Below are 20485 nucleotides of genomic sequence, written 5' to 3'. Positions count from 1 at the left end.
ACCTTTCTAATCACCAAAATATAGATTTTATTTTTTCCCCAATTTTAAATTTCTCATCTATCTTTTCAGTTACATTTTTAACTCCTTTTTTAGTAATATCAATTAGATTGTCTCCCCCAAGCTTTTCAAATTTATAATTCATCGCCCAGGTAGCAAATACTGCAGTACCAGCTCCAACCACAGTACCAAGTGGTGGAAGGAAAAACGATCCTGCTACAGCACCAGCTGCCATCGCTCCAGCATTTGCTCCAATATCTACAGCTGAATCTGTTGTTATATCCACTACATCTTTTAACTGCCAACCATCTTCTTTAGCATCAACAACATTACCTCCAACTGACATAACCGCTCCAAAGATACCTGCTCCTTTCAAGAATCCGCCTGCTTTACCCAGGCCTTTAAAAGCTTCTTTCCATTTCATAGGATTAATATCTTTTAAGCCATCTGCCCAAGCAGCTTTAAATGAACTCAGTCCTTTTTTCCCAATCGCGGTAGGCAATCCTTTATTCTCCCGATCCATCTGAAAATCCGCATAATTTTGAAACTCTGGTAATTTATAAATATTTCTGCGTGCCTTTTTTATTTGTTCCTTTGTTGTTTTCAAACCCTCGAATTTAAATTCTAATTTATCCTTTAAATATTTGAATAAAACGTCATCTTTATTATCCATTTTAAGTATTCTTTCTGCTAAAACCATATCTTCTTTCTTAGAAGTCGATAATGTATATGCCCCTTTACCTTTTCGGCCTTTAGGATCGAAAAGAACTTCCAAACCCAATTTCTTTGTAACATAATGCATACGTATGTAGGCATTTAAAGTAGCCTTAGCTCCCTTGTTCCCAATATCAAACTTAGTCATGCCATCTGCCAATCCCTTAATGATATTTCCAATTGATGTGTCAGCTAATAACTTCCCTATTGAAGCGATAGACAAATTCCCATTATTCACTTTTATTTGTTTCATTCCCTCATCTATCTTACGCATTAATTCATCAAACTCTTGCAGGTCACTTTGCTTACTGTTATAAGTCTCTAATTTTTCTAATGTATCACTGATTTCTTTTTGGCTTTTTACAGTGCCTTCAGTGATGCTTGATGATGATGGATATTGAATTGCGACGATGTCACTAATCGTACCTACTGTTTTTTTCGCCTCTTCATTAGAGTGGCTAAATCCCTCACTATATCCATTAACTTTTTTCTTTACATCATCCAAATAACTTCCATGAATTTTTGCATCTGCATCGCTATCGACCTGACTGTTAAACTCCTCTACTGCTTTTTGAAATTGACTTTTTAACATTTCCGTTGTAACTGTAAATCCAGTGATAACAGCTCCATGAACTGTAGATAAATGATTCTTAATAGTATCAGCAGCTTTCCCTTGAAAAGAGTTAATTTGTGTAAACTCCTCTATTTTTTGCTGCAATGTTTCCAAATGTTGATTTAACTCTTCAGCACTTGAATTAAACCGCTCTTGCAGTTCTTTTACTTCTTGTAACTCTATGATTTTGCTCATATTTTCCCCCTCCTATCCCTTTACATAGCACGGTGAGCTGAACTGTCTTTCAAATCTTTTCCAAGCTTTTCATCTTGCTGAACCATTTCTTGTCCTGTTTGCTGAATTCTACTAATATCCTTTTGTAGTATTTGTTCATATTGCTGCACTTTTTTCGATAACTTTTCAATCGCTTCACAATATTTTTTCAGTTTACTTAAATTCGTACGATGTAACTGCATACCATTAAATTTAGTCTTCCCTAAATCACTAGCACCACTTTTCAAATCACTTACTTTCGCATCAAATACCCCTTTATTTAATTTAATTTCCCCCATTTATCATTTCCCCGCCTTCTGTACTTCTACTTGAATACTAGCGTCAACCATTGAAACACTTCTACTTAGAGAAAGAATACTAGACTCACATGTAGCGATTTCTCTTTCAAGCCGCCGTATAGCTTGATCGATGTCTTCTTGCACTCTCCCTAGTTCTCCGATAAACTTCCCTAAATTCGAAATGACTTGTTGTTCATATGTTTCTTTAAAAGTAGTTGCTCTTTGCCCTTTCCAACTACTCTCGTTTATTTCTAAGGTCTTAAACTGCTCTTGATTTTGTTTAATTGCTTCAAGATTATTTACAAATTTCCCTTTAGCAGTTATTAGCCTTCTTAGTTTCATTTGTAGTTCAGCCAATTGCCCTTGTTGATGACTTATACTACTTAATAAACCAGATTTTTGACTATTTAATTCCTCTATCCCCATGCAAATCCCCCCTTAAATAGTTGGCACTTTAATTCTAGTAGCAAAACGATTTTCAACAAAATACCCTTCAAATGGATTTAATTTTGTACTACTTAAATCTTTATTAGATACATCGAAGACCATTTGGCCTGATGATTTTCTAAGTAAAATAACATGAGATTGCGTTTTTATTGTTTTTGAAACTAAGTCGTATCGACTGTCAATTGAATCAACATCACAGCCAATTACGAAGTGGATGCCCATAAATGCACCATTTGTTATTAATTCCGCTAAACTATATATATCGCTATCTTCTAAATTACTTAAAATATCATTTACATCTGCAATTACGATTACAATCGGCTTAAATTTCTTAATAAATTCTGCCGGATTCACTGTTTCACTTGATGCTTCCTGCTCCTCTTTAAACGCCGCTTCTCTCGATTTATAAGCGTTTGTAACTTGTTTAATCGTTTTCTCAATTCCTGTTTTTTCAGCTACATATAAAGCAGCGCTCTCTCTATAGTTTGAGAAATTTCGTGTTCTTGTATCAATTAAACCTAGGTCAAAGTGTCCACTGTCTGCTAACTGTTGAAGGAATTGATGAACTACATTTTCAACTTCATCTTTCTTAATTCCCCCTACAACAATATTAGACGCTTCCGTTAAATCTAATTCGAGAGGCGTAACGTTTTCTGTCTCTACACCAAATGTTAGTTTGCCTGCTTCAATAATTTTTCTTGTTTCTGGCCATGCAATGAATTCCTTGTATTCCAGAACTTCAGGTACCATAGGAATTGCTTTCGGTCTTTCTCCATCCCAGAAGGAATCCATCTCTTTTCCTTCAGCTTGTATATTTTCAATTCGAGTAAGGACATCTTCTCCATTTGTCGGTAAAGCTGTTTGGAAGATTGTTGGTTCGTCAATTTTAACTAAACCACGGCCTGCTAATTCTTCAATTTTTAACTCTGTTCTTCCTACAATAGCTCTAGATTCTGCCTCATCTATCATATATAGAGCAATTTGTAGTTTAATATTTGTATTTACTTGTACTCTCAATGCATTTTGACGTGTAGCCGTAAGCATTAAATGAATTCCTACTGCTGCCCCTTCACGTACAATTTGTGCAATAATGCGTTCAAAGTCTTCGACAAATCCAGCTTCTCTAACAGCATCATAGTTATCTAACGTAATTAATATTGTTGGTAATACTTCTTTACTAGCTCTCTCATACATTTCAAGACTCGCAACACCATATTTACTTAGCAATTGCTTTCTATCTTTTAATAGGTCTTCTATGCGACGAAGAAATTTCTCGCATTTTTCAACTTGGTCTAATGTAATGATGTCTGCCACATGCGGTAAAGATTTTAATGGCATTAAGCCATTTGTTCCAAGGTCCACTAAATACACATGCAAATGCTCCGGACTATGCTGACGAGCTACATCCATAATGACTGATTGTAAGAATGTTGATTTTCCGTAGCCTGGACTTGAGAAGACCGCTACGTGTCCGTCTTTACTAATATCTAGTGTTAATGGTGTTTGTGATTGTAATTCAGGCTGATCTAGTAGACCAATTGTTGCTTGTAATGGTTTCTTTTCTTTCGTCCATGCTTCTTTGAACTGAATAGCGTGTAAGTCTTGTAAATATACGCTTTCTGGAAGTGGTGGTAACCACGGTCTAGCTAACGCTTCAATTTCATTTATTTCTGCGTAATCGTGAATGTAGTCAATAACAGCATCCAGTTCAGATGGTACGCTTATTACTTCTTTACTGCTACCAAGTCCACTTAAGTCTTCACTTAATATTTCATATTGTCCTAGATCATTTATTGCATAGATTGTTGCGTCTAAATGTTCTTTATCCTCTTTGTTTTCTACATAGTCTGCTCCGCTCCAAGCTGATTGGAATAGTTCATAAATTTCATTATTCCCAACTTGTAAATAAGCACGTCCTGGTAATGTAATTTCAGCAGCATCTGGTGTTTTTAAAATTTCATTACTATCTGATGTATTTTGCACTTTTAATGCTAGTTTGAATTTCGAGTTACTCCAAATTTGATCATCTACAACACCACTCGGTTTTTGCGTAGCTAATATTAAATGGATTCCGAGTGAACGACCGATACGCGCTGTTGAAACTAACTCTTTCATAAATTCTGGTTGTTCTGACTTCAGTTCCGCAAATTCATCACTAATTAAAAATAGATGTGGCATCGGCTCACTTACTAAGCCTTCTTTATACAATTTTTGATACTGATTAATATGGTTTACATCATTTTCTCCAAATAAGCGTTGTCTTTTTTGCAATTCAGCTTTAATTGATGCGAGCGCTCTCATACTTTGTGCTCCATCTAAGTTCGTAATTGTTCCTAATAAATGCGGTAAGTTTTTGAATAAATTCGCCATACCGCCGCCTTTATAGTCAATGAGTAGAAAGGCTACTTCGTACGGGTGGAAATTGACTGCTAGAGATAAAATATACGATTGTATAATTTCCGATTTACCTGAACCTGTTGTACCTGCTATTAATCCGTGTGGTCCGTGTGCTTTTTCGTGTAAGTTTAAGTTTACGATATCTTCTTTACCACGTAATCCAAGTGGTACAGCTAAAGATTTATGCGCTGCATTTTTCTCCCAACGACTTGTGATATTCAGTTCTTTTACTTTTTCAACGCCGTACATTTCTAAAAATGTTACGCTTTCTGGAATACTATTTTTTAAGTTTTGCAAATGATTTAATGGTGCTAATGCCCGTGAAATATCTTCTAAATTGAACCCTTTCGGTACGTGATTTAGTTTAAATTGACGGTTAACAAGCTCTCCTTGCTCTAAGATGATGTTCCCTTGTTTTGCATCTCTTATATCTATTACCGTTTTCACATGCTCCGGTAAACTTTGCATAACATCTTGTACAAATACAAGTGATACACCTAATTGACTCGGATCATCATTAAAGAATTCCATAACAACATGGTCTAATATTAGTTTTTCATCTGTAATGAGAACGACATAGTGCGGTGCAAAGTACATTTTTTCATTAGTAGAACTTTTTTCATCTAGTTTTAATTTTCGTTCTTTCAATATTTGATACAAACTATTTAACACTTGATCACGGCTACGATCATGGTATACAAATCCACGTACATTTATATCGCGAACACTTCCATGAGGTAACCAGCGCATCCAATCCCATTTTTCTTTTTCTTCTTCCGGAAAAATAGTAATAAACTGCAAGTCATAATAACTATGGAATAAAGCCGTTTGTGCAACTAATAATTGTAATTGCTCTAACACTAAAGAGCGTTGGCCAATATAACCGACTGGTCCATTCATTAAATCTGTTACAACTGGTACATCTTCCAATGATAGATAACGCTGTCTTAGTTCACGTGCTATATCGATTAATTCATCTTTCGTTTGACTAAATTCTTCTTCATTAAATTGAATTTCAAAACTCGTATTAGCTTGTCCTGTTCCAACGCTAAATGTTAAGAAATCATGATGTAACATTGTTTTTTCATAAATTCTAGGATTTACTTGAACTGCCATATTACGTATTACTTCTACATTTGGATTGTGATAATGTAATGCGTGACGCTGTTTTTCACTTTCTGCATGTAAATCTTTCGTTTTTTGTTTTATATACTCTCTATAGCTTTTATCTCGTTCAACAATGTCGACTTTATATTGCTTCAAATTTTTAATATACGATGTGACAGAAACAATGATTGTTACTAATGTCATCGCAATCGATGCGATAATAAACATTCCATATTTCATGAAAATAGCAAGTAATACAGTTACGACAATCATGACAAGTGAAGGTGCAATGATTCTTGCTAAATGCTCCGTTGGTTTTGATGGCATACTTGAAGGCTTTGCAATTGTCATTTTCTCTTCTGGTTCACGGTAAATAATACGTGGTGAACGATGATAGTCTGGATAACCACTTTGATAATTTGTTTCTGATCCTACTAAAATAGGTAACGCAGATTTCACCTTATTTTCTGAAGAAAGTACTTGAATGTCTTCACTACCAATCTCCAATAAAATACCATCAAAATATAATACATCTCCTGATTCCAACATAACGCTATCTTTTAACTTCGTATAATTATGAAATACATCCCCGCCATACACGTTCACTTTAAAAGAATCGTACAACGTTTCGCGAGATAGCATTAAATCTACACTAGTCCCGGTAATAGAAATATCATCGTAATCGTTTTGACTCACTGTAAGAGAATGTTTCGTTCCGATATCAAACACTTTAGTTGTGCCAACAATAGATATAAAGATTTTTAAGCTCACATCTCTTGTTTTCCCAATCTCAATTTCCTTATTAAATTCTATTAATTGATCCTGTACCATCCAAGCATTTACTTCATTATTCCACTTTAACTCTACTTCTTGTTCTAAACTTGGATTCGTAATATCATTTGTCCACTCTTTTCCAATCGACACTATTGATTGCTCATTTGGATGTAATGTGCACTTATATATTTTGTCTCCATAAGTCAATACTAATAGTTGCTCCATCCGTGTTCACTGCTCCTTTTCAACTGTCTCATCAAGTGCTTACTCTTTTTTCTCTGTGTCCGACAAATTTTTATCGCTTGATGAATTGCCATATTTCTTTTTATATTCATCTAATTGTTGCTCATATGTTTTTAACTTTTGATCACGTTCTTCTCCTGATAAATCCGGATTATTTTTCAGTGATTCAATTTGTTTAACAAGGCCGTACATAATAAGCTGAGGATCATCAAGTGTCTTAGCTAAATCTAATGATTTATCAAAATTACCTTTTCCGTTATACATCCAATACAGCAAATACTTTTCATCACTTTTCAAACTAATGTTTTTCATAATCGATTTCTTTTGAGCTTCACCTAGTTTTTCAGCTGTAATGTATGCAAATGCTAACTCATATTTAGATGCAATCGGTAATGATTCAAACTCCTCCTCATTCAATTGCGTAATGACTTTGTCATAATCAGTTGCTATGAAACTTGCATTTGCTTCTAATAATTTATTTTGATAAGGAAATTTTATAAAAGTGAAATATATTAAAGGAGCAGCTAAAATAACTGTCGCCGCTATGAAGGAAAAAGCTAAGTATTTAAACGATTTATAGCTTTTTTTAGGTACTAACTGCATATTTTTTTCTGTTTTTGTTTGCTCCTTCTCAAAGCTGTCATCAAGAAACTGCAGTAATGCATCTAAGCTTTCCATTTGAGCAACGGTCTGTTCAAATGTTGTTTCTTTTGCATCTTTTAGTAACCCAGCATACAAATCATCAAAGTTATGTTTTTGGGAGAATAAAGCAATAATTAGACACTTATATTGTGTTAAAAATTGCTCTTCTAATAACGGGGTTGGTGGAACAATATCTCGAATTCCTCTATGTATAATACTTGGTATTAAATTAGCATTAAAAACTATGTTGTCTGGATGTAAAAAGAACGTGATTCGTTTATTTAAATATTTACGAAACTGCGCAACATTCCGAAGTAGTCTTAATTTCTCATTTCTTCCAAAGCGGCTAAGATCATCCCACTTATATAATTTTTTATCTACTTGATATAGAAACGTAAACATATCATCCGTTTCTTCTATTGTTAATGGTACAAATTCAGATGATACGCCCGTAATTATATCGAATTGACGGAAGTCTTTTATACGTGTTTGAGATTTGGTCATCTCCAATTTCCAATTTTCTTTTTCTATTTGAAATTGATAGTTCATTGCATCAATTTGAATTATTTTTTCCGTCATGTTTATCCTCTTCTCCTTTTCTTTATAACCCGTAATAACTTATTTTCAAATAACTAAAAGTAAAAAATATTCTTTATAAAACTTGCAAAATATCTCCATCTGTTATTTGGTGATCAATTAAACGATCATTATCTGTTAAAACAATTGACTTATTTTTCACTTTAATTACAAAATGTGAACCTTCATGATTATCAATCTTTAGCGTATCTAATAAGTTTTTCAATAAATATTTAATAGATTGGTGATTCGGAATACGCAAATCGTATGTATTTCCATTCCATTTATTAAAATCTACTGTTACATTAATATGTGTTTGTATTGCCATCGCTTTACCTCCAACTTTTACGAAGAACCATATAAATACCGATGCAAATAAATAGAATGCCGCCGCCAAATAATAATATTATTGTTATACTAATTGGCTCTTCATTCATTGTTTCATTACTCGCTACTTCATCTGCACTTTTTCTGACAATGTATTCACTGCTAAACAAACTATTTTTCGTATCTTTAACACTATTATTCTCTTTTTGTTTTATAAAAAGAGAATCTCGCAAAGCTTCCATCTCTTTTTGTTCTTTCTTTTTCTTTTTCTCAATTTCTTCTTCTATATCTTGGTTAAATAATTCAATCGATGCTTTATCTAATTCTGTTTCCTTATGTTCCTTTTTATTTTTTTCTTGGTCGCTTTCTTCAAGTCGATCCACTTTAAACTTAATCTTCCCATCATCACCAAGATAACTGTCAGCCGCGCTCCTTATCGGTAGCGCGACAAACAGTAAAAGGATAGAGAGAAATGATAACTTAGCCACTATGCTCCATTGTTTGATCATTTACTTCTTTTTCCTCCCATTTCTTATGCCATACAAATAGATTACTAACCAATCCAATAATGGCAATTACAAACAATACGACAAAAATAACTTTCCCAGTATCTTTACCACTAATAAAATCATTTAGAAAACTTTCTATATACTGAAGCGGTGAGAATTGACGTATCTTTCCGACAGAAGACATTTGATCTACTTTACTTCCAACTGCCTCAGTTAAAAATAGGTACATGCTTAAAAATACTAATAGTATAAACATTCCTACCATTTTTATTTGTCGTAATAAGTAGGTTGAGACCAATACAAACGCCATCATAATAAATGTGATGAACGCAATCCATAGCAAACTTTGATCCTGACCGAACTTTAAAAGACGCCCAGAAATGATACCTATACTAATCCCTTCCACAATTGATATACCGAAAGCTACTACTGTAGTTGGTACATTCATATCAATTAATGAGAATTTCTCTTCAAAATGATCTGATTGCATTCGTTTCTTTTCTTGATTCGCAATTGCGTATGCTGTAAATAATGCAACAATAAAACAAGTTAATACAATTAAATATGGTGTAAAAGCATTACCAGCTACAATGACTCCATCATTTTGTTTCTGAACTGGACTAGATAAAAATTGATATAACATTTCATTTTGGCGATCACCAATTCGGCTATTAGCCAAAATTTTAGTAAAGTTTTTGGAGAATGATTTATCATCTTCCATTTTCTTTGTAAAGTCATTTAATAATAAATCAGCTTTTGAAACAATTGTCGTTCCGCTGTCTTGAATTTCTTTTGCTTGTCCATTAATTTGATCAAATGTTTTATATACATCGTCTGATGTTGCTAAACTATGCTTCGAACTTTCGACCAATGACTGACTTTGCATCATTAATGATTTAATACCAGAATCTAACGATAAAACAGCCGTTTGCTCACCAGCATGATTTGTTGTTACTACTTGCTGCTCTTCAACTAGCTTTAAGCTATTCTCACGCCATTTCGCTAAACCTTTTACATACTCTCCTAAATTTTCATTCATACTAGTCGCTTGTTGCGTCGTTCCATTTAATTTCTCCGCTAGTAGCATAGAATTTTGATCCGCACTAGTAATAGATTGTTGATAAGAGTTTATTTTTTGCTTTAAACCTGACATATCTTGCTTTATTTCTGTCGTAATACTTGATGAAACAAGATTTGAAATTAAATCAATTAAGCTTTGTTTATTTAATACGTAGTACAAAGATTGATCCGTCGCAATTGCATCTAAACTTCCTTCTTCTAACTTAGGACCTACATCTTTCGTTCTTAAATCAATCCCATAATACATTTCGTAAAGGCTCATTAAACCTTGATAACTTTGGACTGTATCTACTGCTTCTTTAATTAATACATTAGATGTAATATCTGTTATTTTTTCTGTTTTTTGATGTATAACTTGATTCGTTGTACTTTCAATAACTTTTGAATTGCTGCCGTTATCTGTCCCAGTGTCTGGCTTCTCTCCTGTATCAGGTTTTCCTCCTGCATCAGGTTTTTCTCCTGTATCTGGATTTCCTCCTACATCAGGCTTTACACTGTTACCATTATTACTCTGTTCTGTTTTTTGAATAATAGGCGTTTTAGCATTGTGTACTAACGGCATTATGCCATACTGTGATTTATGAACCACATTTTCCACCTTGCTGTTTTCAGTTTGTGTTCCTTTATCTTCTTTATTAGGTTCTTCTTTTTCAGAAATAGTTTCTTTTTTATGATTCCCACTCAATTCCCACTGCCACATTACAAGAGAGAAAACATCTATATTGATGTTTGGATCTTTTAACTTCACATGCAGATCAATCTTTATATCCCCTTCATTACGAGGAGCTATTGTAATTTCTCCTGCTTCGCTTTGAAGAAAGTCACTTGTACGATCCACATCATCAATATGTAAGAATCCTGTACTTCCATCTAGTTTAAATTCTTCTGGAATCTTTATCTTCAAAATTTGCGAAGATTCCATTTTAATTACTTTAGCAGTATCACTAAATGTAATTCCCTCTGTATAAAGTCTATCCTTTACTTCTTTAATAGCGTTTCCTAAAGATATTTTATTTACAGGATCATAATAAAAATTATTTTCTTTATTATATTTTTTTGTAAATTGAATTACATTTTGCAGTTGTAATTTCGTTGCATCTGGTAACTCACTTTGACCGATTTCTTCCATGTTTAAACTAGGTAATTTCGCAATTAAATTCTCGATTTGTTTCTTTATTCGAACATCTGGTTGTTTCATTAATGTATTTATGAAGATTTCTTGCTTTCCATCATTGGACATAGATTGCTTTAACTTCTTAATTACCGTCTCTTGAATATCACTTTCTAACTTTCCTGCAAGTTCTGTATCATATTCAGACACTTGTTTTTTTACATCTGCTAAATATTTTTGAATTGCTGAAGCATCTGCTAAAATATTTGGTTCTTTCTCTGAAAGCGTAAATTGATTTGAAATACTTTTATTGGCGGATTCCAATGCGCTTAATTGCTTTAAAACATCGCCTGTATTCATATCATTCATATATTGATTGAATTGATTTGTGAAATTATTCGCTAACAGATTGTTATCAGTTTGCATTTTTTGATAGTTATTAAAACCATCTAAGTACGTATTGTTAGATTTATTCCCTTCATCTAGCGCTTGACCGAAACCTTTTAAAACATCCTGAAATCCTTTGAAACTATTAACAGAAACACCTGTATAATCTTGTACTGTTTTAAATTGATTGGTGTAATTTGCTAATGGACTATGTATATCTTTTTTATACATAGTTGTTTGAACGTTTCCTTTTTCAACTATTTTACCTATATTATCTTGTGCACCTTGTAGCTTACCGATAATACTTGCAAAATAAACGTCGATTATTTGCTTATTGAAATCTTCTAAAATAACAGAAGCTGTATTTTCTGCCTCAGCTTTCAAATCCTTATTCCCAGTTGCATTTACTTTGTAGTTTAACGTTAATTTCTCCGGAAGCTCCGAATCAATCGCAACTGCCTTCCTAGAAAAATCATTTGGAATAACAATCATCATATTGTAATTATTATTTTTCAATCCATTTTCCGCTACCCCGCGACTAACTACGTACCATTCTTGTTTCGTATTTTTATTTACATTTTTAACAAATTGATCTCCAAACGCTATTTTATTGCCCTCAAATTCAGTGCCCTGATCTTCATTTACCAACGCAACTGTCATTTTTGGTGTAGTATTCTCATTAGCTTTCTTAACATTTTGATTTAATGCTAAATAGGAGACTCCTGTTGATAGTACAAGAGCTAAAATAATAAACAACAAGATACTCCATTTGAACTTTTTCACTACTTATCACTCCTGTGACTGCGAGTCTATCTAATGAAAGACTTCGTATCTTACTCTAATTTTAAAGTAATTTAGCCATACAACGTATGGTTGCATGGCTAAATTATATATTTCTTTTTATCTGTCTTATTGTAGACCGAAATTACGAGAAAGATCTTCGTCATGTCTAGCAACAGCTTCTGCAGTTTTATTAAGCTGCATATTAATTTCTTGTAATAGCTGTGCGAAGTTTTGTACTTTTGGCTTTAATTGATTGAACTGTTGGTCAAAACCTTCAAAAGCACGACCTTCCCATTCTCCTCTTAATTCATTTTGTAAGTTTTGTAGTTGACGTAAAATGTCCTCAATTTGATTTGCACCTTGTCCATATCGAGTCGCTTTTGATTTAAGCTCCTCTGGTGACATACGAATTTGTCCTGCCATTATTAAATCCCCCTTAAAATTCAAAAATAGTAAAATTAACCAATAATCAATTCTACAAATTGATTATATCAATAATTTAAAAATTTCTAAACAAAAAAATGATATTTTTCCAAAATTTCTCTTTTACTATAATAACGATATATTGTATAATAGTAATTTATTTATTTTTAAGCATACTCTATCAATCTACTATAAAATAAAGGCAAACCATCTATTTTATATATTTATAAGGACTTATTGGCTTTAAATTCCAGCGGTAAAGTAGCCACTAAATCATTATTTTCTCTTCTCCCATTCCGACTATAATACTCCCTTCAAAGTCATAATTACCTGCCTTTCAACAAACCCAAACCCTTCGTACATCTCTTTTGCAAAATTCCCAGCAAATACATTCAACCGAATTTCTGAATACTTCTCCTTTAATTCCTTAATACCAGCTTCCATCAGTTCTCGCGATAATCCTCTCCCGCGATATTCCGGGAAAACGTACAATTCATATATAAATCCAAGTTTTTCACGAGAAAAATAGTCTGTATTTTCCCCTATTAATACCCATCCCATTACTTTATTTGCTTCTTTAATGACTAAATAATATGCTCCTTTTTCTACAATCGGCTTTGTAATTTCAATCGCTTTCTCGGTACTTAATTGACAATTCCCTCTCGTCCCTTCAAAAAGCGCTTGAGCCGCATATTTTAATATTTCATTGGTATCTTCTTGATTTGCCTTAATTATCATTTTTCACAACTCCCCTTGAATAATAGGCATTACTATCCCTTGTTCAAGATTCTCCGCTTCCATAACAATTGCCGTTAATCCTTGTTCTGTACTTGTTTCATGGAGCTCTCCCTTCTCCCAAAACACAGCTTGTCCCGCCTCTACCTTTATCTTTTCTTTATTTGCCCCACACACATATCCTGCTCCGTCCACAATAAGAAGCAGTTGAGATACAACTGCTTCGTGATAACCGATGATTCCATTCTCTCGTAAATGCATAGCACCGATATGTACATTTCCTTGATGGTTTAATATTTTCGACATGATGAAATTAGATTGAAATACTGATAGGTGCTTTCCTACTTTTTCACTGAAATCAAATATTTTCATTTCTGCCCCTCCTTATATGTATAAAACCATTCTTACTGTCTGCATCATATGTCCTTCAAAGTCTTCTTCAAATTGCTCTAATTCAGCAAAACCTTTCGCTTCATAAAAGCGCTTTCCTTTTTCATTTGCAGCTTCTACATGTATGTACAATTTCCGTATCCCATTTAATGCCTTAATCCCTCTTTGTAATAAAGCACTTCCGATCCCTTTTCCTTGCTGATCTGGTAACAAATAAATTGCCCCTAATTCTGCTTCGTTTTGTAGTCTAACAGGTGAAAAGTTCGCAAAGCCTATTACTTCTCCCTCTTCTTCCGCAACGAATAAATGTGTATTTTTAAGACGATATTTCATTTTTTCATCAGAATATGCCTCGTCTAAAAAACTATCTTGAATCTCTCTCGGAATAATGCCTTCATATGTATCATGCCAAGCTATTTTCGCTACTGATTGTACAGCCTGAATATCTTCTTGCTTCATTTCTCTAATTACATATGTCATCTCGATGTCTCCATTCTCTTTAAATTATATTCTGCTAATATACTAGAAGAAACGGCAGAACCATTTTCATAATTGACCTTAATTAATTTTAACTTTTCAATCGAAGCTGTTGTAACATCAAAATTCTCATATATATACTCCATCGCACTTAAAAAATGAGTTGAATTCAAATGATTCGCAATCGTACAATGCGGAACCCATTTTCCTGGTACATAATATGAATTTGAATTATCATGAAAAGTTTTGAAATGATCATGATAAAAATGATGAAGTCTCAATAAATCATCGGTAACAGTCGGCGCTAGAAAAACCGTACCGTTAGTAGGAAAAGTTCCAACAGAAGGAAAAGTGACTGCAGACATGTTTTCTTGAATAGCTACAAATTCCTTTAATTTTTCAATATACAAATTAACATCTAACTCATTATAATCCGCAATCGTTATATGAGGTTCTACTCCAGCTAATTGATTTGTTCCAATTACATTTGTTAATTTATTGTGTAATTCTGTAATTTTATTAGTAAACACACGATCAAATGTAGCTATGATAGCGTACAATCTTTCTCACCCCTTCGTTACACATAGCGCTTCCCATTCTTCACGAATCATGCCCATTCGAATAGAATCATAGTATGTTCCGTTATAATAACGACACTTTCGCATTCTACCTTCTAAGCTCATTCCTATTTTCTCTGCTACTTTCATCATTCGTTCATTGCCAGACCAAGTCGTGATTCCTACTCTACCAATCTCCATTTTTTCAAATAGCAAATCTCTATATAATGTCAATACTTCCGTACCGTAACCACCATTCCAGTATGTTGGGTCATAAATCACAAGCCCCATCTCTAACCAACGCGACGGTTTATATTCCCAATAAAACCCGACTGTCCCAATGATTTGACCGTTATTTTCTATAATTAAATTTGACAGTGGTTCTTCTTTTAAACGAGTTTGCATCTTCTCTTTATAGGAAGAGTATTCTTGCATTGAGAACGGGAAATATGGCGCATCCCATTTCTTCCATTCTGGGCTTTCTTCTTTAAATATGATATTCCATAATGTTTTTATATCTGATTCTTCTATTGTACGAATTGTAACTTTCTTCCCCTTTAATACAACGTTTTGCATAATTTCCTCCTGCATTTCTCTTTATTTCATATATAATTATAATATTTTTTCAGAAAAATCAAAACTAATATCATATATTATATTGTATAATTTTGTTATTAGATACCAATTATTGATTTAGAAAGCTGGTGATTCAGTGAATAATCGATTTAGTATTGCTTTATTTCTCACTATTATTACGACAAATATTATTCTATATTTCTTCTTACCATCAAATATTGTTACGAAATGGGACTTCAATGGAACGCCTACATCAACAATGGATAAAAGCACTTTTGTAATCGTAAATATAATTATATGTTCCTTCTTATTCTTTGTATTTTTAGCTTTATCTAAAGCAGCGAGTAACCAGAAATTTCTTCTGTGGATCGGCAATACGATTTTACTATTCTTATTTTTTGTTGATATTATAACTTCCCTCATTGCTTTTGGTTATTCGCTCCCTCTTGATCACTTAATGTTTATAGCTTTAGGTTCATTATTTATCTTAATGGGTTATTTCAGTTCCAAAATTGATACGAATAAATCAACAGTTTCATTGGAATGGAATCATAAGCATCTTGAAAAAAGCTTCAAATATTTGTAGTATTTCAATGATCATAGCAGGTGTTTTTTTAGCGATACTCCCGTTTATCGTTTCTGCTCCCTATAGAGGTTATGGCATACTAACTATTATTTTAGGAATGACGCTTATCATTCTACCGAGTACGATTTATTTACTTATTAAAGACAGCAGGCAATCCACTAATTTAAAAGGTTAATTGAAGTACGAAGGCGTAAAATAGGCAATAAAAAATAGGAGGTTACATCCCTCCTATTTCAGCTCAATATATTGCTTTCCTTCTTTTTCATCTCAAGCAAAATGCCTTTCTCTATCCACCCCTCTACACCATCTTTTTTAATTAAATCATATCCTGAACAACTACCATCAATGAGAGAAACGATATCTCCTTTTCTAACGCTTATTTGCGCACAAGAAATATCAGTTTTCACTGTATATTCACCTGACTCAAGTTGTTTCATATATTCATTTTTTACAGTGAGTAATTTATTTGTTTCCTTTTGCTTACATATTGTGTAATCTTGCATCTTCTCGATAGGCTCTATGTAATAATACGGATATGTCACTCCGCCCTGCATTTCTGAATTCGCATTAAAATCCGCTATTACTTCATACTCTGGAAAATAGTCTACATATGTATAAGAAAACATATCACTTGTTGGTTTCCTCTGAATAATAAATGCATTTAATTGTCCTGCTTCTTTAATTGCATTTCCTCCATCAATTGCAATAATTTTTTTCTCCTTATCAATAACTGGATTGTTAGACGGTGCTTCTTCAGAATAGTTCACGACAGGCCAATGACCAACTATTACATACTTATTTGCTTTATGTGATTTATTAAAAAACTCTGGCATTGCTATCGCATTTTTGCGCTCAGTTTCTTTCCAATCTACTCTATCTTCTAGCCCAGCATGTACAAAAATATAATCTTCTGTTTCAATCGCTGTCGGCAGCTCTGTTAGCCAATATATTTCTTGTGAAAATTCACTTAGCAATGCTTCTTTCACTTCACGAATTGAAGTGCCTTCATGAACTAAAAAATCCAATTTCTCTAGCCATTCATTAAAAATCGAATGCTTTCTCGCACATAAATAATTAATAAGACGAGGGTTTTCATTTAGAAGAGCATCAACTAAAACTTCACAATTCCCTTCAACAACGTGAACATTTGAATTGTTCTTTACAAGATTCATGACATAGCTCACTACGCCTACGCTATCTCTTCCTTTCTCACAAAGATCTCCATTAATAATTAAATAATCTTCATCTTTAAAGTTAACTTTATGTAGTGCTTCTTTTAAAAGATTTAATTCTCCATGAATATCAGATATGACGATAACTTTAGCATCATTAGGGATTGATAGTTTCTTTATTTTCTTCAAGTATAAGCGCTCCAATCATTCTCTTTATTATTAAACAATTCGACAAAATACACTATATAGCCTTTTCCGATACGTATACCGTAACTTACAACCTATTTACGTTTCAATAATAACTTGATAAATAAGAAGAAGCTGTTCCCAACTTTTTCTGGGCAGCTTCTTCTTATTATTTATAATTCTTTAAGAAAGGAATAACTCACTTTATCATACCCTTCTCTTTCATAAAAACGATGAGCATCAATTCTTGCAAATGCTGATGTGAGGACGATAGACTCACATCCGTTTTCCTTTCCCCAGTTCTCTATATACGAAAGTAATACATTTCCATGTCCTTTTGAACGATGCGCGTCTGCCGTTACAAGGTCATATACGAAAACGTGCTTCTTATTATAAAAGTTCGTACAAATCGCTACACCTGCAAGGCTAACAACTTCAGCATCTTCATTACGTAACGAAAATAATTGATAATTTTCTTTCTTCATTTTTCGAAATAAAGTGCTTGTTTCCTCTTTTGAAAGTTGTGTTCGTAATCGCTGTAAAACAGGTAATACTTCATGTAATTGTTCTTCTGTTACTACTTCTTTAACATTCATTTTCAACTCTCCCCTAACTATTTAAATAACTTTCTAAATGTTATATCATTAGTATAGAAAGCAACTGCCCTTCACTTAAGTGACAGTTTAAGTATTTTTTATAAGGCCAGTTTTAAAGGAGAGTTTTTAACATGGATTTTACTATCCCATTGCAATTACAAAGTAACACACCTATTTACTTGCAAATTTACGAATATATAAAATCTGAAATTATACAAGGTACTATTTCTGTTGGCACACGTCTACCCTCACACAGAAATTTAGCATCACAACTTAATATTAGCCGTATTACTGTTGAATCAGCTTATCAACAATTATTAGCTGAAGGTTATGTAGAAAGCAAACCGAAACGCGGTATTTTTGTGGCAAACTTCGATATTGACGTTATCCCAAATAAAAAACGAAATACAGCAAAGAAGATGAACCATTTAATAGAAGAACAATTTGAATATGATTGTAGCCAAGGGCTTATTGATCAAACTGCTTTTCCGATTACAAATTGGAAACGAGCATTACAAGAATCCATACTTACATACGAAAATGCACTATTTGCCAAAGAAGACCCTCAAGGTGAGTTCGCTCTTCGAGAACATATATCAACTTATTTATATCACTCTCGTGGTGTACATTCTTCACCTGATCAAATTATTATCGGTGCCGGAACGCAGCCACTTCTCTGGCTACTACTTCAACTGCTTGGTCCTACAAAAGAATACGGCATTGAAAATCCTGGATTTCACCGTATACACGCAATCATTAAAAGCTGTGATCGACAAATTCATCCCATACCATTGGATGAAAAAGGGATTCATATTTCTAGCTTACACAATACAAATTCCAATGTCGCATACGTTACGCCATCACACCAATTTCCACTCGGGATCATTATGCCTTTATCTAGAAGAATAGAATTGTTAAAGTGGGCCAATGATTGCAACGGATACATTATTGAAGATGACTATGACGGGGAGTTTCGCTACGCTGGTAAGCCGATTCCTTCTTTACAAAGTCTTGATTCAAATGAACGCGTTATTTATATGGGGACTTTCTCAAAATCTTTTTTACCTTCTTTACGAATGGGATATGTTGTTTTACCACCACATCTTTTAAAAATATATCAAGAACTACATGGCATTTTTAAGCAAACCGTCGCTACAATACAACAACTTGCTTTTGCTAACTTTATACAAAGCGGTAATTGGGAACGTCACCTTAATCGGAGTCGTACACTATATAAAAGAAAACATCATGCATTAGTAAAATCCATTACGAAAGAAATGGGGACTACTGTTCAAATACTTGGCGAGCAATCCGGACTTCATATTGTTTTATGTGTCCATAACAGTATGAATGAAGACGAACTGATTCAATCTGCTAAAAAACAAAGCGTTAAATTATACCCATTTTCTCCATATGATTTCGTGAATGATTTACGTAAGGAATCATACGTATTACTCGGTTTTGGGAGTATTCCGGAAAATAAAATTGAAACGTTGGTTACATTATTGAAAGACGCTTGGTTTCCTAGTTAAAAGGGAGATTGCTGACATTTACTATACTAGTAAGTGGAATTTACATTGGTATTTTCAAATATAGAGGTACTTCGGCGAAATATAAAAAAGAAGGCTGTTTCTATAGACAGCCTTCTTCTAGTTATTCACCTGATCGAGCAGTCCTTCCCGGACGCTTCACACCAGTTGTTTCTGTTGAATAGGAAGCTTCAATTATAGCGGTTGGATCTACAGAGAGAACGAGATCTTTCATTTTTGAATAAATGAAACGGTTTGTAATACAATAAATGATTCTCTTATGCTCTCCTAAAAAACCACCTTCTCCATGTAGATACGTAACAGATACTTGTAATTCTTTCATAAGTAAATCGCCTATTTCTTTATTTTTAGCAGAAATAATCATGACGCTCTTACCTTGGTTAATACCATCTAATATGAAATCAATCATCTTCGTAACAATATAGAAAATTGCTAATGAGAACATCGCTTGTTCAATTGAAAATAAAATGGCAACAAAGATGAAAATAACTGCATTTACAGCAAGTAAAAATGTACTAATCGGCACTTTAAAATGTTTATTCATCCAAACAGCTAACATTTCTGATCCATCAATTGCTCCGCCCATTTTTACTACAATCCCAACTCCAACACCAAATAGAACTCCGCCATAAAGTACAATTAATAATTCAGAAGTTGTAATCGCTGGAAATGGTTTTAAATAAATTAATCCGAGTGTTGTAACTACATTTGCATAAGATGTACGGATAAAAAACTTCTTTCCCATTACTTTTGCAGTAAATAATAAAATCGGGATATTAATTCCTAAGAACACTCCATAAAGCGGCAATCCTGCAACTTTATTTGCCATAATAGCAATAGCCGTTACCCCGCCATCTACTAATCCATTAGGTGCTAAAATAAGCTCCAATGAACCCGCTACTATAATTGAGCCAATTGTTAATAATACGTATTCAAATACTTTCTTCATTCATTACCCCCAAAGCTTATATATTTTCTTAGTATTATTTTAACGTAATTTTTCTGCTAAGACAAAGAT

At 33.4% G+C, this 20485-nt stretch carries 18 protein-coding genes and 1 pseudogene; 2 read left to right on the top strand and 17 right to left on the bottom strand.

Annotation, left to right across the window (positions count from 1 at the left end; all coding sequences use genetic code 11):
- Positions 1-10: 10 nt before the first annotated feature.
- The 14 genes from COK05_RS07195 to COK05_RS07130 all read right to left on the bottom strand — a co-directional run bounded on the left by COK05_RS07195 (position 11) and on the right by COK05_RS07130 (position 15377).
- The gene (locus tag COK05_RS07195) at positions 11-1519 is read right to left on the bottom strand and encodes a T7SS effector LXG polymorphic toxin (protein ID WP_001990254.1); all 1509 of its coding nucleotides are present in this window, start codon (positions 1517-1519) and stop codon (positions 11-13) included.
- Positions 1520-1539: 20 nt separating this feature from the next.
- Positions 1540-1836, bottom strand: a complete 297-nt coding sequence (locus COK05_RS07190; RefSeq protein ID WP_000503886.1) for a TIGR04197 family type VII secretion effector — start codon at positions 1834-1836, stop codon at positions 1540-1542.
- Between the two features lie 3 nt (positions 1837-1839).
- Positions 1840-2262 (bottom strand): YwqH-like family protein, encoded by a 423-nt coding sequence (locus COK05_RS07185; RefSeq protein ID WP_098612031.1) that lies wholly within the window; start codon positions 2260-2262, stop codon positions 1840-1842.
- Positions 2263-2274: 12 nt separating this feature from the next.
- A complete protein-coding gene (essC, locus tag COK05_RS07180) occupies positions 2275-6786 on the bottom strand; it encodes a type VII secretion protein EssC (protein ID WP_098612030.1) in 4512 nt (1503 codons plus the stop codon).
- Positions 6787-6825: 39 nt separating this feature from the next.
- On the bottom strand, positions 6826-8025 hold the full coding sequence (gene essB, locus COK05_RS07175; RefSeq protein WP_063536166.1) for a type VII secretion protein EssB: 1200 nt from the start codon (positions 8023-8025) through the stop codon (positions 6826-6828).
- Positions 8026-8098: 73 nt separating this feature from the next.
- The gene (locus COK05_RS07170; protein WP_001007566.1) at positions 8099-8350 is read right to left on the bottom strand and encodes an EsaB/YukD family protein; all 252 of its coding nucleotides are present in this window, start codon (positions 8348-8350) and stop codon (positions 8099-8101) included.
- Positions 8351-8354: 4 nt separating this feature from the next.
- Positions 8355-8858, bottom strand: coding sequence for a type VII secretion protein EssA (gene essA / locus COK05_RS07165; RefSeq protein ID WP_098612029.1), 504 nt, complete (start codon positions 8856-8858; stop codon positions 8355-8357).
- Positions 8830-12192, bottom strand: coding sequence for a type VII secretion protein EsaA (gene esaA / locus COK05_RS07160; protein ID WP_141538941.1), 3363 nt, complete (start codon positions 12190-12192; stop codon positions 8830-8832). The genes essA and esaA overlap by 29 nt, the downstream gene beginning before the upstream one ends.
- Positions 12193-12345: 153 nt before the next feature.
- A complete protein-coding gene (locus tag COK05_RS07155; protein ID WP_000918601.1) occupies positions 12346-12642 on the bottom strand; it encodes a WXG100 family type VII secretion target in 297 nt (98 codons plus the stop codon).
- Between the two features lie 300 nt (positions 12643-12942).
- Entirely contained in the window at positions 12943-13380 is a 438-nt protein-coding gene (locus COK05_RS07150; RefSeq protein WP_098612027.1) for a GNAT family N-acetyltransferase, read from the bottom strand.
- Between the two features lie 3 nt (positions 13381-13383).
- Positions 13384-13749: a cupin gene (locus COK05_RS07145; RefSeq protein ID WP_098612026.1), complete on the bottom strand. Its 366-nt coding sequence runs from the start codon at positions 13747-13749 to the stop codon at positions 13384-13386.
- A 12-nt stretch (positions 13750-13761) separates the two neighbouring features.
- Positions 13762-14247 (bottom strand): GNAT family N-acetyltransferase, encoded by a 486-nt coding sequence (locus COK05_RS07140; protein WP_098612025.1) that lies wholly within the window; start codon positions 14245-14247, stop codon positions 13762-13764.
- Positions 14244-14804, bottom strand: coding sequence for a 2'-5' RNA ligase family protein (locus tag COK05_RS07135; protein ID WP_098612024.1), 561 nt, complete (start codon positions 14802-14804; stop codon positions 14244-14246). The genes COK05_RS07140 and COK05_RS07135 overlap by 4 nt, the downstream gene beginning before the upstream one ends.
- A 6-nt stretch (positions 14805-14810) precedes the next feature.
- Positions 14811-15377: a GNAT family N-acetyltransferase gene (locus COK05_RS07130; protein ID WP_001181853.1), complete on the bottom strand. Its 567-nt coding sequence runs from the start codon at positions 15375-15377 to the stop codon at positions 14811-14813.
- A gap of 136 nt (positions 15378-15513) precedes the next feature.
- Between COK05_RS07130 and COK05_RS07125 the strand changes: the two are divergent.
- A pseudogene (locus COK05_RS07125) lies at positions 15514-16138 on the top strand (DUF1648 domain-containing protein).
- A gap of 58 nt (positions 16139-16196) precedes the next feature.
- Here COK05_RS07125 and COK05_RS07120 read toward each other — a convergent pair.
- Both COK05_RS07120 and COK05_RS07115 read right to left on the bottom strand, forming a co-directional pair.
- Positions 16197-17324: a metallophosphoesterase gene (locus COK05_RS07120; protein ID WP_141538934.1), complete on the bottom strand. Its 1128-nt coding sequence runs from the start codon at positions 17322-17324 to the stop codon at positions 16197-16199.
- Positions 17325-17494: 170 nt separating this feature from the next.
- Entirely contained in the window at positions 17495-17917 is a 423-nt protein-coding gene (locus COK05_RS07115) for a GNAT family N-acetyltransferase (RefSeq protein WP_098612023.1), read from the bottom strand.
- 131 nt (positions 17918-18048) lie between these two features.
- Between COK05_RS07115 and pdxR the strand changes: the two genes are divergently transcribed.
- Positions 18049-19449 (top strand): MocR-like pyridoxine biosynthesis transcription factor PdxR, encoded by a 1401-nt coding sequence (pdxR, locus tag COK05_RS07110; RefSeq protein WP_098612022.1) that lies wholly within the window; start codon positions 18049-18051, stop codon positions 19447-19449.
- Between the two features lie 121 nt (positions 19450-19570).
- Here the strand turns inward: pdxR and COK05_RS07105 are convergent, their stop codons facing one another.
- Complete coding sequence (locus tag COK05_RS07105) at positions 19571-20416, bottom strand: YitT family protein (protein ID WP_098612021.1); 846 nt, start codon at positions 20414-20416, stop codon at positions 19571-19573.
- Positions 20417-20485 lie beyond the last annotated feature (69 nt).

Origin of the sequence: Bacillus cereus (assembly GCF_002567495.1) — a bacterium.
Taxonomy (GTDB): Bacteria; Bacillota; Bacilli; order Bacillales; family Bacillaceae_G; genus Bacillus_A; species Bacillus_A cereus_AQ.
The sequence above is the reverse complement of the archived record's forward strand: the minus strand, read 5'-3'. Positions and strand labels throughout refer to the sequence as shown.